The organism is Bacillus sp. ABP14 (assembly GCF_001831375.1).
GTDB lineage: Bacteria > Bacillota > Bacilli > Bacillales > Bacillaceae_G > Bacillus_A > Bacillus_A paranthracis.
In genome coordinates this window covers 1,376,363-1,389,990 of sequence record NZ_CP017016.1, presented here as the reverse complement: position 1 = coordinate 1,389,990, position 13,628 = coordinate 1,376,363, and the positions used below count along the sequence as shown (strand labels likewise).

The 13,628-nt window shown below is 35.8% G+C and carries 15 protein-coding genes, 1 riboswitch and 1 other annotated feature; of the genes, 2 read left to right on the top strand and 13 right to left on the bottom strand.

All coding sequences use genetic code 11. The features are described 5' to 3' along the window. Positions 1-55 precede the first annotated feature (55 nt). From BGI23_RS07310 to gltP, 8 genes are all read right to left on the bottom strand, one after another. Entirely contained in the window at positions 56-688 is a 633-nt protein-coding gene (locus tag BGI23_RS07310; RefSeq protein WP_000598709.1) for a response regulator, read from the bottom strand. Next, positions 685-1,740 (bottom strand): sensor histidine kinase, encoded by a 1,056-nt coding sequence (locus BGI23_RS07305; protein ID WP_000744320.1) that lies wholly within the window; start codon positions 1,738-1,740, stop codon positions 685-687. Before BGI23_RS07305 ends, BGI23_RS07310 begins: the two co-directional genes overlap by 4 nt. Continuing rightward, positions 1,740-2,480 carry a cell wall-active antibiotics response protein LiaF gene (gene liaF / locus BGI23_RS07300; protein WP_000716091.1) on the bottom strand — a complete coding sequence of 247 codons (741 nt, stop codon included), beginning with the start codon at positions 2,478-2,480 and terminating at the stop codon, positions 1,740-1,742. Before liaF ends, BGI23_RS07305 begins: the two co-directional genes overlap by 1 nt. Positions 2,481-2,586: 106 nt before the next feature. Then, positions 2,587-3,249: a PspA/IM30 family protein gene (locus BGI23_RS07295; protein WP_000814138.1), complete on the bottom strand. Its 663-nt coding sequence runs from the start codon at positions 3,247-3,249 to the stop codon at positions 2,587-2,589. Positions 3,250-3,299: 50 nt separating this feature from the next. Then, positions 3,300-3,656, bottom strand: coding sequence for a lmo0954 family membrane protein (locus BGI23_RS07290; RefSeq protein ID WP_000808648.1), 357 nt, complete (start codon positions 3,654-3,656; stop codon positions 3,300-3,302). Between the two features lie 228 nt (positions 3,657-3,884). After that, positions 3,885-5,201: a Na+/H+ antiporter NhaC family protein gene (locus BGI23_RS07285; RefSeq protein WP_070805593.1), complete on the bottom strand. Its 1,317-nt coding sequence runs from the start codon at positions 5,199-5,201 to the stop codon at positions 3,885-3,887. Between the two features lie 94 nt (positions 5,202-5,295). Then, a riboswitch (SAM riboswitch) is annotated at positions 5,296-5,401 on the bottom strand. A gap of 120 nt (positions 5,402-5,521) precedes the next feature. After that, a complete protein-coding gene (locus BGI23_RS07280) occupies positions 5,522-6,040 on the bottom strand; it encodes a ribonuclease FAU-1 family protein (protein ID WP_070805592.1) in 519 nt (172 codons plus the stop codon). A gap of 66 nt (positions 6,041-6,106) precedes the next feature. After that, entirely contained in the window at positions 6,107-7,378 is a 1,272-nt protein-coding gene (gene gltP / locus BGI23_RS07275; protein ID WP_070805591.1) for a glutamate/aspartate:proton symporter GltP, read from the bottom strand. Positions 7,379-7,872: 494 nt separating this feature from the next. Here gltP and BGI23_RS07270 point away from each other — a divergent pair, with 494 nt between their 5' ends. Both BGI23_RS07270 and BGI23_RS28350 read left to right on the top strand, forming a co-directional pair. Beyond that, positions 7,873-9,144: a murein hydrolase activator EnvC family protein gene (locus BGI23_RS07270; RefSeq protein ID WP_070805590.1), complete on the top strand. Its 1,272-nt coding sequence runs from the start codon at positions 7,873-7,875 to the stop codon at positions 9,142-9,144. Between the two features lie 101 nt (positions 9,145-9,245). Continuing rightward, positions 9,246-9,407: a hypothetical protein gene (locus BGI23_RS28350; RefSeq protein ID WP_001095994.1), complete on the top strand. Its 162-nt coding sequence runs from the start codon at positions 9,246-9,248 to the stop codon at positions 9,405-9,407. Between the two features lie 30 nt (positions 9,408-9,437). On the opposite strand, the gene BGI23_RS07265 is transcribed toward BGI23_RS28350, so the two are convergent. From BGI23_RS07265 to BGI23_RS07240, 5 genes are all read right to left on the bottom strand, one after another. Then, the gene (locus BGI23_RS07265) at positions 9,438-10,793 is read right to left on the bottom strand and encodes a sodium-dependent transporter (RefSeq protein ID WP_000665448.1); all 1,356 of its coding nucleotides are present in this window, start codon (positions 10,791-10,793) and stop codon (positions 9,438-9,440) included. A gap of 111 nt (positions 10,794-10,904) precedes the next feature. Next, positions 10,905-11,153, bottom strand: a binding site (T-box leader). Positions 11,154-11,214: 61 nt separating this feature from the next. Beyond that, the gene (locus BGI23_RS07255; RefSeq protein WP_070805589.1) at positions 11,215-11,832 is read right to left on the bottom strand and encodes an NAD(P)-binding protein; all 618 of its coding nucleotides are present in this window, start codon (positions 11,830-11,832) and stop codon (positions 11,215-11,217) included. Further along, positions 11,807-12,562: a sirohydrochlorin chelatase gene (locus BGI23_RS07250; protein WP_000644365.1), complete on the bottom strand. Its 756-nt coding sequence runs from the start codon at positions 12,560-12,562 to the stop codon at positions 11,807-11,809. Before BGI23_RS07250 ends, BGI23_RS07255 begins: the two co-directional genes overlap by 26 nt. Position 12,563: 1 nt before the next feature. Continuing rightward, complete coding sequence (gene cobA, locus BGI23_RS07245; RefSeq protein WP_070805588.1) at positions 12,564-13,340, bottom strand: uroporphyrinogen-III C-methyltransferase; 777 nt, start codon at positions 13,338-13,340, stop codon at positions 12,564-12,566. An 86-nt stretch (positions 13,341-13,426) separates the two neighbouring features. After that, positions 13,427-13,627, bottom strand: coding sequence for a DUF3906 family protein (locus BGI23_RS07240; RefSeq protein WP_000366909.1), 201 nt, complete (start codon positions 13,625-13,627; stop codon positions 13,427-13,429). Position 13,628: the final 1 nt, after the last annotated feature.

Here is a 13,628-nt window from a genome sequence, read left to right as displayed (position 1 = left end):
TTTGTACAAACTAATAACCAGTGGGGACCACCCCACTGGTTAAAATTTCACTTTATCATTTCGTCAATTGATGTCGAAACGCATAAATAACCGCCTGTGTCCGATCACTTACATTTAGCTTATTTAATATATTGCTCACATGTGTCTTTACTGTTTTGAGGGCAATAAACAACTCGTCTGCAATCTCTTGATTACTTTTCCCCTCTGCAATTAATAACAAAATTTCAGACTCTCTTTCTGTTAACTCCTCATGCAAAGGTTGTTCTTTCTTCTGACGCATACGAGACATCATTTTACCAGTAACTTTCGGCTCTAATACCGTTTCTCCATCATAAGTAGCTCGTACAGCGTCTGCTATATCACTCGCTCTTGATGTTTTTAATAAATAACTTGTCGCTCCAGCCTCAATAACAGGATACAATTTCTCATCATCTAAAAAGCTCGTTACAACTACAATTTTTGCTTCTGGCCATTCTTGAATAATAGCACGTGTTGCTTCAACACCATCCATCTCATCCATGACAAGGTCCATCAAAATAATATCCGGCCTTAATTGCAAAGCTAACTCTGAACCTTTTCTTCCATTTTCAGCTTCTCCAACTACTTCAATATCTGGCTGCGTTGATAAATATGCTGATACACCCATTCGAACCATTTCATGATCATCCACTAGTAATACTTTAATCATGATTCTCCCCCTCTCTCAATCATAATCGGTACTTTTACTTCTATTTGTGTACCTTTATTTGGAAAACTAAGTACCTTTAGTGTCCCACCAATTTCATGAACACGCTCTTGTATTGACCTTAATCCGTAAGAACCAGCCTTATTCACTCCTACTTTAAAACCTACACCATCATCAATAATTTTCAATATTGCATATTGATCAATTTTTCGAAGACGCACTTCCGTTTTCTTTGCCTTCGCATGACGTAAAGTGTTAGATAGCGCTTCTTGTACAATGCGGAATAAGTGATCTTCTACACCTTTTTTTAATTGAATCGGTTCAATTAACCATTCAATTTTCATATGTTGCTTTCTAGATAGTTCTGTTAATAATTCTTCTATACCTTCTGTTAGTTTCTTACCTTCTAACTGTACTGGGCGTAAATGAAGAAGCAATGCTCTCATTTCTGACTGTGCATTTACAACCATATTTTCAACGAGCTGTAACTGCTTTTTCGTCGTTTCTGGAAATTCAGCTACTTGTTCATTAATAGCCGACATCATCATCGACATTGCAAAAAGCTGCTGACTTACAGAATCATGCAGCTCCCTCGCCAATCGATGCCTTTCTTGGGAAATCGCTTCTTGTCTCATCTCTTCATTCCAATGAGCTCGTTCATTCGTTACCTTTTGAAAGAGTCCAGCTTGCTCCTCTAATCGACGAGCCAGACCGATTACTTTTCGTTCCACTTCATGAAATTCATCATCTGCGGTAAACGAAACATCACTCGGAAAATTCCCTCGCTCTACTTCAAATAGAAACGTATTTAATCCTTGTATACGCTGCTCTATATAGTAACCGATTGCATATCCTACAATTCCCCCGATAAGTAAGCTTGTAGTCATAATAAACAAGCCAATTGGAACAGAAGCGATGGATTCCTTCCATAATAAATCATATACTTGTTGCTCGCTTTTCCATACATATACAATTGTACAAATGAGTGCGATACTAACTGAGGACAACATAGAATAACGAATATACATCCACGAAATATTTTTTTGTTTCTTCATTATACTTTCCTCACTTCCGTATCGCCTACGACAAGCGAAGAAATAATTTTAATACGACGAGGAGCCTCTTTATACTGCTCTGTTCTAAATGTAACATTGCGGTTAAACCCTGTCTCCTCATGACCTGGCAAGAGCACACGTCCGACAATAACAGAATGATTTAAAGACAGTTCAATATCATATGGCACATATAAACGAATATTACCAACGACACCCCGAATAACAATTACCGTTTCTCCTTCTGGAATCATAGCAGTTGTTAAATCTATTTCCACATCACAAGCACCATATTGAACATTAATATCCTCAAGTTCATAAATATGATCCATCATTCGTACATTGCCTACAAACATATTTTTTAAATATGGTTCTGTACGATATATTTGCTTCTCTTCGTCTATAATCCCTTCTTCTTTAATTTCAACCTTCATTGCTTTTTGCTGATGCCCTTGTTGAATCAATTGATAACCAATTAAAGCTAAACAAGCAAATACGACAAGAACAAATGCTGCTGATGAAAATAAGAAGAATAAAAATACGATACCACCGACAAATAAAAATACATTTCCCCGTACATAACGATTCTTTTTACGATAATGCCTTCCAAACATAAGCATAATAAATGCAAAAATGAGACCACCTGGTTCAAAATGTCCAAGTATCATATCAAGAAAAAGACCGAATCCAAATATGATGAGGAGCATCCCCATTAATTGTGTCTTTGAAAAATGTTTCTTCATTTCAGCTCCCCCCTTCTTGTCACATATACATAGAAGAAAAGGCATTGCTTTCCAACACCTTTTCTCCTATCACTATATCATAAGCCTGTTTTATAATATACTACTATTATTTTGTTAACTCTTTCGTTAACGATACATCATTCTTTTCTTTCATTTCACGCTCAAGCTTTGCAATCTTCATATCAAATGTATCACGTTCATGCTCCTCGTTCATACGAGTTTCTAAGTCGCGAATATGATCTTCAATTTCTTCAAAGCGTAAGAATGGATTATTTTCATCCATTTTATGCATCGCAGTATTCATACGACGATTTGCATGTGCCATATTTTCACGTGCCATTAATTCCATACGTTTTGCGTGCATTTCTTTTAATTTATTTTTCATTTCAGAAAGACGACGCTCTAGCTCATCAATTTGTTCTACAACACCTGCATACATTTCTTCTAATCGAGTTACTTGCCCTTCATAATAAGCTACTTCTTCTAATGCACGCTCATGTAGTTGTAATTCGCCTGCTTCTTGAGCGATGATCGCTTGCTTAGATCTTTTATTCACGAAATAACGTGCTTGCTCAAGCTCACGAGCAAAGTTAGATTTTAATGTTTTATGACGCTGAATTAACTTCTCAATTTTTGTTATTTCACGCTCACTATCACGTAAATATTGGTTTAACATAGCAATTGGATTTTTTCTTTCTTTCTCATCTAACACATTATGAAAATCTGCTAAAATTGCATCGCGTACACGTCCGAATAAAGATTGTTTCATTATAATCTTCCTCTCTTCTACTTTATAAATTTGATTTGATTGATTTTATATTAGTTTTTCATTAACTTGTTCCACTCATCTTCAAAGTTGCTATATGGTTTAGAACTTTCTGGAGCAGAATCAACAACTACATCTTTTTCTTTTTTCCACTCACGGTATCCGTAGTATAAAACTACTAATGCTGCAATACCGATTAATGCTGGGGAATGAGAAAGGGCGATGGACAAACCGATCAAACCAACAATACCCCAAGCTAACTTTCCAAAAAATGATTGTGCTCGCACAAATGATTTATAGCTCCAGTACACAACTCCTGCTCCGATTGCGAATCCTACAATACCAGCAAGACTACCAAGAGCAATTAAAGCTAAAATACCAGCCGCGATAAACGCTAGAAATTGTTTCATCTTGTGCTTGCCTCCCTTCGATTTGATACTCTTATCTTAACTATTTTTTCTTTTTTCCATAACGAGCTTAAGAACCGTTTTTAACTCAGACTTAAGACCGAGTTGCATTCAGCCTTTTGTAAAAACATACGGTAGCATGGGATCATTCACTCTTTTCCCGCACATAAAAAGCCGTACAGAGAACATTCTCTGTACGGCTTTCGTTACTTTTCATACACTTCATTTTCATTATGCTGTTTTATGATACCCTTTCTTTTCCGCTACTTTAGAAAACCTCGGGAAACCAATTAATATAGAAATGATTCCACATACTCCAACTAAAATTGGATAAAACGCATATGGTAACAGTTCAATTGGAGATAGCGCCGCAAATCCTGCTGCTGTTAACATTTGCGCACCATACGGAATTAACCCTTGCACACAGCACGAGAAAAGATCTAATACACTCGCTGATTTACGAGGATCAATTTCATATTGATCTGCAATGTTTTTCGCAAGCGGACCTGTAAAGATAATAGAAATGGTATTATTCGCTGTACACATATTCGTCATACCTACTAAACCAGCTATACCGAACTCTGCTCCTTTTTTTGAACGAATGTTACGCGTTAAAATATTCATTAAATATTGAATGCCACCATTATATTGAATCAATTCGACCATACCGCCAATTAAAATAGCAAGTAATACTAACTCCATCATACCGCCCATTCCAGTCGTTACACTTTTAAAGAAACTCTCTAACGTATAACTTCCATCTAAAAGACCGATAACCCCAGATAGTACAGTTCCACCAGTTAACACGATAAGTACATTCCAACCAAGTAGCGCTGTAATAAGTACTCCTGCATACGGTAAAATCTTTATCCAGTCAAAGCTATGCGTTTTAATCTGCGTATCACTTCCTAAAGTAATGATTACTAATAGTACAATTGTAATAATAGCTGCTGGTAATACAATTAAAAAGTTCGTTTTAAACTTATCTTTCATTTCTGTTCCTTGTGAACGTACAGCTGCGATTGTTGTATCTGAAATAAATGATAAATTATCACCAAACATCGCTCCGCCAACAACAGTAGCCATCGTAAGTGCAATTGAGATATCAGTTTGCCCACTAATACCTACAGCAATTGGTGCTAATGCAGCAATTGTTCCCATTGAAGTTCCCATCGCTAATGAAATAAATGCTCCTATAACGAAAATGCCAGCTACGATAAATCCTTGTGGTAAAATTGATAACGCTAAGTTAACTGTAGAATCAACGCCACCCATCCCTTTTGCTGTTTCAGAAAATGCCCCTGCCAGTACAAAAATTAGAACCATAATCATAATGTCTGGGTTCCCTGCACCTTTAGCAAATCGTTCCACTTTTACATGAAAACTTTCTTTACGATTCATTGCTAAAGCGACTCCTACAGCAATTGAAATTGCTACAAGTATCGGCAATTTATAGAAATCACCTGTAATAATTCCAGAACCAATAAATAGCGCCAAAAATATCCCAAGTGGTAATAATGCCAAACCATTTCCTCTCGTTTCTTTCAAAGTACCATCTCTCCCTAGTTTCAACCTTTTTCTAATGAATAACAAAAGACCTCTTCCAACGAGAAGAGGTCTTATACATCTATAAGAAACGCTCTTCTCATCTTTCAAGCATATGCTTGCTGGATTTGGCACAGCACTCTGAAATCGAGTCCGCTGCCGAGGCATCGTAGGGCCAGTCCCTCCGCCTCTCTTTATAAGAAGGTTTCATATTTATTTTTTAATAATAATTTCTTCCCTAACTTTACTCGCTTACAAAACAAAAGTCAATTATTTTTTGTATAGATTTTTTTGGTAATTATACAAAAATTTGAATACAATAATCATTTTAACTTTTTGATTTCTTCTTCCAATATTGAAATCCAATAAAATTCATTATTTTTTATTGCAGCTATAATCCACTTTGTAGTGTACCAAGCTAACTCATACTCTTCTTTTGTAACATCGCCACTTTTATAAGCATCCTCTAACTCATCTTCATCCAATACATACATTTTACCATTGGGTAATAATACTACATCTAAATATAAATCATCAAAATACGGTAAACCACGCTCGTCTATTTCATAGTCTTTCGCCACATCGATATAATATTGCACTAATTCCTTTTGATCATCTAACATAGCGGTAATCGCAAAGTTTTTCTCGTCTATGAAATATTGAATCCACGTATACTGATTGCCAGCAATACATAGCTCTTTACCGTCATATTCTTTACAACTAGGTTCTCTCACCTTTTTTATTTCCAGTATTCCTAGTATTCCCTCTTCTATTTGCTTAACCGTATAATCTTTCTCTATTAGTCGCTTCCACGAAGAACCGTCACCATATTTACGTTTCATTACGTCCGCTCCCCTTCTATATAGAAAAGCTCCCACATATTATGTGAGAGCTTTTTCAAATTATAATTAAGCTGCTTGCTTATTGGAAATTTCCTCTAAATAGGCTTGTCCTTTTTCAGCATCATACTGACCTTCCCACTTAGACATAACTACAGCTGCTAAAGAGTTACCTACAACGTTAACTGCTGTACGAGCCATATCTAAAATACGGTCAATACCGGCGATGAAGGCTAAACCTTCAGCTGGAATACCTACTGTACCAAGTGTCGCTAATAATACAACGAATGATACGCCCGGTACACCTGCGATACCTTTTGATGTAACCATCAATACAAGTAATAATGTAATTTGTTGTGTAATAGATAAATCAATACCGTACATTTGTGCTAAGAAAAGAGCTGCAATTGCTTGATATAAAGTTGATCCATCTAAGTTAAAGGAATAACCTGTCGGAATAACGAAAGATGTAATTGCTTTCGGACAACCGAACTTTTCCATTTTCTCCATAATTTTCGGTAAAACTGTTTCTGAACTTGCTGTTGAATACGCTAAGATCAGTTCGTCTTTTAAAATTTTAAAGAATTGGAAAATGTTAATTCCAAATATTTTCGCTGTAAGTCCTAAGACAACTACAACGAAGAAAATCATTGCCCCATATACTACAATTAGTAATTTCCCTAATGGAATTAATGAAGCAAGACCAAATGTAGAAACTGTAACACCAATTAGTGCGAATACACCAAATGGTGCAAATTTCATAACTTGGTTTGTTACGTAAAACATTGCATCAGCTACACCTTGGAAAAATTGAAGAACCGGTCTTCCCCTTTCACCAATTGCTGCTACCCCTAAACCAAATAATACAGAGAAGAAGATAATAGCAAGCATATCTCCGTCAGCTAATGACTTCATAATGTTCGTTGGAACAATATTTACAAATGTATCTGCAAATGAATGACTTTGTACTTGCTCTGTCGTATGTGTATATTTCGAAATATCTGTCTTCGTTAACTGATCCATATTTACGCCTTTTCCCGGTTGGAAAATATTCGCAATTAATAGACCTACAATAATTGCAATTGTTGTAATAATTTCAAAGTAAATAATTGTTTTTCCGCCTAGTCGGCCTAATTTTTTTACATCGCCAACACCAGCAACCCCAACAACAATACTTGCTACAACAATCGGTACAACGATCATTTTAATTAATCGGATGAAAATATCACCAATTGGTTGTAAGTAACTCACCACTGCCGGATTGCCAAAGAAAATCGCTCCAACTGCAATACCAAGCGCAAGCCCTATTAAAATTTGCCATGCAAGTCCTATTCTTTTCATATTTGTTGTAACCCCCTCTTCGATGTGTCACTCTACCTCTCATTCTATATCTATAAAACTTGAAATTAAGAGTATTACATATTATTCGACAATTCACTACATTTTGTCCCTGTTAAAAATCATAAATCAAAATTTAAAATCTGACAACAAAATAACTTTGCCCGAACGCAAATAATTTTCTTGACAAAAACAAAACCCATGTCAGAAAACCTCACATGAGAACGATTCCTTACTAGTATTTTATTGAGTTTCCAAATTAAATTTCACTACATAAAATAGACCTATTTATTCCTTTATTTAACAAAACGTAATCCAGAACACACCTTTGTTACACAAACTAAAAAATAGAATCACCATTACAATTACCGTAAAAAAATGATAAATTCCGACAAAACTTAGTAATTTTATAAAATTTTCTTTACATTATGGTTACAACGATAGACACTCTTCTTCTTATGATATATAACATTCATAGGGAAAGGAGCCAGACAACCATGAAAAAGAAATTTGTAGCGTTCAGCGTTTTAGCAGCAGGAACGATTTTTGCTTCCCCATTACTTTCACCCGCATACGCTGAAACGAATCAAGATAAATTATCTAATATTCAATCTGAATTAGAAGGAAAACAAAATGACTTACAAAATAAATCAGCCGAGAAAGAACAAATAGAAAAAGAAATTCAAGAATTACAAAAGAAAATCGACGATTTAACTACTTCTATTAATAAAAACGAAGCTGAATTAAACGATACAAAAAAAGAAATTAGTAAGACACAACAAGTAATTACTGAAAAAAAGAAACATATAGAGCAATTACAAACAAACATAGATACGCGTCAGGAAGTTATTAAGCAACGACTGCAATCTATGCAAGAAAAACCTCGCACAAATATCATTACGGAAGTATTAACAAATTCTGCAAACATTGCTGATCTTGTTGATAATATGTACTCTGTCAGTTTAATTTTAAATAACGATACTGATATTGTGAAAAAACAAACAAATGACCAAGATGCTGTGACGAAAGAAAAAGAGGCTGTTGAGAAAAAAGAGCAACAACTGAAAGAATCCGAGCAAAAATTAGAACAAAAACAACAAGAATTACGAAACAACCAACAACAGCAACAAATTCTTATTAGCGATCTACATACGAAAGTAGCAAAAGTAGATTCAGAGATTGAAGGATTAGAAGAATCTAAAGGCATTTTAGAAAATCAACGTCAAGCTGTTCAAAAGGCAATTGAAGAAGAAAAACGCGCAGAAGAAGCTCGTAAAGCTGAGGAAGCTCGCAAGGCGGAAGAAGCTCGTAAACAAGCTGCTACATCTGCTCAATCAGCTCAAGCGGCCCCAACACCACACGATACAAACATCGGAGGATTTATTAAACCAGCAGCTGGATCAAAAACTTCTGGTTTTGGCGTGCGCTCTATAGATAACCATAAAGGAATCGATATCGCTGCTTCAGGAACTGTTCCAATTATTGCCGCTGCAGATGGCGTTGTTATTCGCTCAGAATTATCATCTAGTTACGGAAATGTTGTGTACTTATCTCATCGTATTAACGGAAAAACATATACAACAGTATATGCTCATATGAGTAGCCGTTCTGTATCAAATGGACAAACTGTAAAACAAGGAGCTCAACTTGGATTTATGGGGAATACTGGCCAATCATACGGACAACATTTACACTTTGAACTTCATCTTGGAGAATGGAATGTCGGTAAGACAAACGCAGTTGATCCATCTCCTTATATCGGATTATAAAAAAACTCGGTGCATACCGAGTTTTTTTATTTCCACTTCACACACTATAGGCATTCTACATAGACTATAACTAAATGCCTATAGTTTACGGGGTGAATTATATGAATACACAATTACAACAAGAAATACAAGAAGCTAGAGAGACTTTTATTGGCCGGATATTTACATTTGGTGGCTCAGTTTTATTTTTAATCGGGTCATTCCTCGCAGTCGTCACAGCCTATAAAGCATATAATCGTTTATTAAATACACCTACAACATAATAAAAAGACGGAGATTTCTCCGTCTTTTTATTATGCAAACATTTTAAATACACCTATCACATTTAAAAATACAATAATTACAGTTACTGGAATAACATAACGAAGTAAGAAGAACCAAATATTAAATAATGTTTTCCCTTTCGTTTCCGTAACTTCTAATTCTTTCATTAACATTTCTTTACTCATTTTATTTGGTACGAATAGCGAAATAGCTAGTACCCCTAACGGCAGCAATACGTTACTTACTGAGAAGTCGACTAAGTCAAAGAATGTTTTCCCAAATATTTTCACATCACTCATAATACCAAACGATAACGCTGACGGAATTCCAACTGCAAAAATTAGAATACCAATTAATAACGATGCTGACGGACGCTTTTTCTCATTATCTTTCGCAACAGATGCTACTACAATTTCAAGCATGGAAATCGCAGATGTTAACGTTGCAAAGAAGAATAACACCAAAAACATAATGAAGAAAAATTGTCCAAATGGTATTTTCGCAAATACCGCTGGAAGGACGATAAATAGTAACCCCGGTCCTTCAGTCGGCTTAACACCTAATGCGAAAATCGCTGGAAAAATCGCTAATCCTGCAAGTACTGTAATAAAAACAGTTAAACTTACAATAGATGTTGCTGATTTTGCTAAATGTTCTTCTTTCTTCAAATAGGAACTATACGTGACCATTACCGAGGCCCCAACTGTTAGCGAGAAGAATGATTGTCCCATCGCGTATAAAATCGTATCTGCTGTCAGCTTTGAAAAATCTGGTTTTAAGAAGAACTCTACCCCAGCAAAAGCACCATCCAGTGTTAACGCACGAACAATAATTGCAATAAACAAAATAAATAATAGCGGCATCATATACTTACTTGCTTTTTCTATCCCTTTCTCTACACCTTTACTTACAACAAAAATCGTACAAAGCATAAAGACAAATTGCGCTCCAATCGCGCTTACTGGATTTGAAATCGTCTCACCGAATAATTGCCCATAATCAGTCACTCCATTCCAGAAACTTCCTGTCACACTATAGTATAAGTAAAGTAAAATCCATCCACCTACAACACTATAAAAAGATAGTACACTAAAACAAGTAACAACTCCCATACGACCAATCCAAGGATATAACTTGCTATTTGGCACCAATACTTTATACGCTGTAACTGCCTCTTTTTGCGTACTACGTCCAATAACAAATTCAGCTAAAAGGAGTGGCATACCTATAAATAAAGTTAATAGTAAAAATACAAGGAAGAATGCGCCTCCCCCGCCATTACCTGCAACATATGGAAATTTCCATATTGCACCAAGACCTACTGCGGCTCCGGCTGCTGCGAGTACAAAGCCTATTTTCGACGTCCATTGCTGTGTTTCTTTCATCATAAATTCTCCTTTTCTGAATATTTAAACTTTTATCAATTATACACTTTCATTTCATACTCGCACACCTCCTTTAGAAAATAAAAAAGTCCCCTACACGCAAATATGCATGTAGAGGACGATATATGTAATGTTAATACCGTGGTACCACCTCAATTGGATTGACAAATCCCACTTGTTCAAGTACAGGAAAAACTCCGATACTCTATCCTTTTAACGGCGGAACCCGGGTTGCCTACTACAATGTTCAACATACCTCTCGCAAGCCCATTCTGTATATTTTATCGTACCGGGCTCACACCTTACCCCAGCTCTCTGAACGTATCAAATATACATACTCTTCTTGCTCATCGATTTCATCTATTGAAGTTACTTGTGATTATAAATTATATTCTTATAGTTGTAAAGTACAATTTATTTATTATCCTATATGAAGTCTTCTCTCTAATTCTTGTAAAAACAATTCTCTTTTTTGTTCATTTTGAACATATATCGACTTCAATACCTCTTGCAACAATATATTTCTCTCTCTTTTCTCTATTTGTAATTCTTTCACCTTTATTCTAACTTCGTATAAAAAATCAAGATACGATTCATACGTCTCATCATATTTATTTGCGATATCATCTCGAATTTTTTTTGCAAGTTTTGGGCTCGCTCCCCCAGTAGAAACAGCCACATTCAGTAATCCACGATGAATCGCTGCCGGAAAATGAACATTACCACTTTCCGGATTCGTAATAACATTTACTAATTGATTTTCTGCGCTATCTTCAGCAATTTGTTCATTTAATACAGCATCACTACTCGCTGCAACAACTAAAAAGGCGTCTTTAATATCACTTTTTTCATACTCCCTTTGATACCAACGAATTTTCTTTTCTTCTACAAGTTTCACTAAATTTGCATCCAATTCAGGACTTACCACAACTATATCTGCACCTTGTTTTAGTAAAGGAATAATTTTGAATCCCGCGACTTTCCCTCCACCAATGACAACAACACGTTTCTTCTCAACTCGCACTGTAAGTGGATACATATTGATCTCCCTTCAATAATTTCTTCGTTTTCTGAATTAACATATACTGAAACGCTTCATTCTTCCCTAAATATGGACTTATTTTTATCTCATCTAGCTCATATTGGCGTACTTCTTTTTCAATATGCTTCATAAGCAAACCTGTAAATAACAAGTAAGGCAGTACAACGATATTCTTTTCTTTTCGTTCTACAACTTCCTTTAACTTCTCCTCAAATTTCGGCTCGGCAGCTGCTAAATAACAAACTTCTACTTTTTTAATTTTCTCTTCCATTTGAAATAAAGAAGCGATCCAGTTTATATCTTTTAGTACTTCAGGATCACTGCTCCCTCTTGCAACGAGAAGTAACGTCACTTCATTCTTATCTTCCTGTTCAATGCCACTTCCGCTATACACCGATTTAACAAGTGTTTCTGATACACCAAACGGATTACCATAGGTCACTTTAACATTCAAAAATTGATTGGTTAACTTTTCCAATTCAAACGGGATATCTTTTTTCACATGACCTGCCGCTAATAAAAAAACTGGAATAACAATAATCTCTGTAGCACCACGCTTCACACATGTACGGAACCCTTCATCAATAGTTGGACTCGCTAACTCTAAAAAACAAATTTCTTGAATACTTGCCTCTACACGGTTCATACATGACGTAATAAATGCAACCGCTTCTTCTTTCGCTGCTTTCAAGCGACTTCCATGACATATATATAAGATGGCTTTCATTTTATAACACTCCACTTACTTGATACGTACTTTCTGTCTGTTTCTCAAACCAATGGATTTTTTCTCGAAAACGGACGACTTCTCCAATTACAATCATGCTTGGATTTTGAATTTGTTCTTTTTTCGCAACATCTACAATTGTTCCTAACGTCCCAACAACTGTGCGCTGCATAGATGTCGTTCCCCGCTCAATAATAGCAGCAGGCGTACTTTTATCTTTTCCATGCTTTATCAGTTGCTCACATATGTAGGGTAAATTACTAACCCCCATATATACAGCTAAAGTCTCTACACCTTTCGCTAAATTTCCCCACTTCACTTCCTCTTCAGCATCTTCTTTTCTATGCCCTGTCACAATAGCAAAACTTGCACTTGCATCACGATGTGTCACTGGAATACCAGCATAAGCAGGAGCAGCTATTCCAGCTGAAATACCAGGAACGATTTCAAACGGTACACCTTGCTTTGCTAACGCTTCAGCTTCTTCTCCTCCTCTACCAAATACAAATGGATCCCCACCTTTTAGCCTCGTTACAACTTTTCCTTTTTTCGCATATTTGATAAGAAACGTGTTAATTGTCTCTTGCTTCATCGTGTGATAATTTGGTAGTTTTCCGCAATAAATTAAATCCGCTTCGGGCTTTGCATAGGAAAGCAATTCTTTATTCACGAGACGGTCGTATAAAATAACATCTGCTTTCTCAATGCATTTCAATCCTTTTACAGTAATTAAATCTGGATCACCAGGGCCCGCTCCAACGATATATACTTTTCCCATCATCTCTCCTCATTTCTACTATTAAAGTGAAACTTCCATCCTTATATAGGAATGGAAGTTTTCATTTCTTCATATTTCAATGTTCCTTACTCATGAATAACAAAAGCCGCGCTTTTTCGAATCTTCTTTTTTTCAAATAGAGCAATCTCCTTTACTTCTGGTAACGGTAAAAAATGTTTTTCAAGCTCAATCTCCGCCATCTTAAATGCCTTTTCTTCACTTTCAGCAACAACAACAATTGGAACAATACTATTCTCTAATACAGCTTCAAATCGATATAAATCCATA

Excerpts from the sequence above, each read along its gene's own strand:
- BGI23_RS07295 (WP_000814138.1), bottom strand. The coding sequence starts at position 3,249 with ATGAAACAATCTTTATTCGGACGTGTACGCGATGCAATTTTAGCAGAT.
- BGI23_RS28350 (WP_001095994.1), top strand. The coding sequence starts at position 9,246 with ATGAATACACAATTACAACAAGAAATACAAGAAGCTAGAGAGACTTTT.
- BGI23_RS07270 (WP_070805590.1), top strand. The coding sequence starts at position 7,873 with ATGAAAAAGAAATTTGTAGCGTTCAGCGTTTTAGCAGCAGGAACGATT.
- BGI23_RS07240 (WP_000366909.1), bottom strand. The coding sequence starts at position 13,627 with ATGGATTTATATCGATTTGAAGCTGTATTAGAGAATAGTATTGTTCCA.
- BGI23_RS07265 (WP_000665448.1), bottom strand. The coding sequence starts at position 10,793 with ATGAAAGAAACACAGCAATGGACGTCGAAAATAGGCTTTGTACTCGCA.
- BGI23_RS07290 (WP_000808648.1), bottom strand. The coding sequence starts at position 3,656 with ATGAAACAATTTCTAGCGTTTATCGCGGCTGGTATTTTAGCTTTAATT.
- BGI23_RS07250 (WP_000644365.1), bottom strand. The coding sequence starts at position 12,562 with ATGAAAGCCATCTTATATATATGTCATGGAAGTCGCTTGAAAGCAGCG.
- cobA (WP_070805588.1), bottom strand. The coding sequence starts at position 13,340 with ATGGGAAAAGTATATATCGTTGGAGCGGGCCCTGGTGATCCAGATTTA.
- BGI23_RS07255 (WP_070805589.1), bottom strand. The coding sequence starts at position 11,832 with ATGTATCCACTTACAGTGCGAGTTGAGAAGAAACGTGTTGTTGTCATT.
- liaF (WP_000716091.1), bottom strand. The coding sequence starts at position 2,480 with ATGAAGAAACATTTTTCAAAGACACAATTAATGGGGATGCTCCTCATC.
- BGI23_RS07305 (WP_000744320.1), bottom strand. The coding sequence starts at position 1,740 with ATGAAGAAACAAAAAAATATTTCGTGGATGTATATTCGTTATTCTATG.
- gltP (WP_070805591.1), bottom strand. The coding sequence starts at position 7,378 with ATGAAAAGAATAGGACTTGCATGGCAAATTTTAATAGGGCTTGCGCTT.
- BGI23_RS07280 (WP_070805592.1), bottom strand. The coding sequence starts at position 6,040 with ATGAAACGTAAATATGGTGACGGTTCTTCGTGGAAGCGACTAATAGAG.
- BGI23_RS07310 (WP_000598709.1), bottom strand. The coding sequence starts at position 688 with ATGATTAAAGTATTACTAGTGGATGATCATGAAATGGTTCGAATGGGT.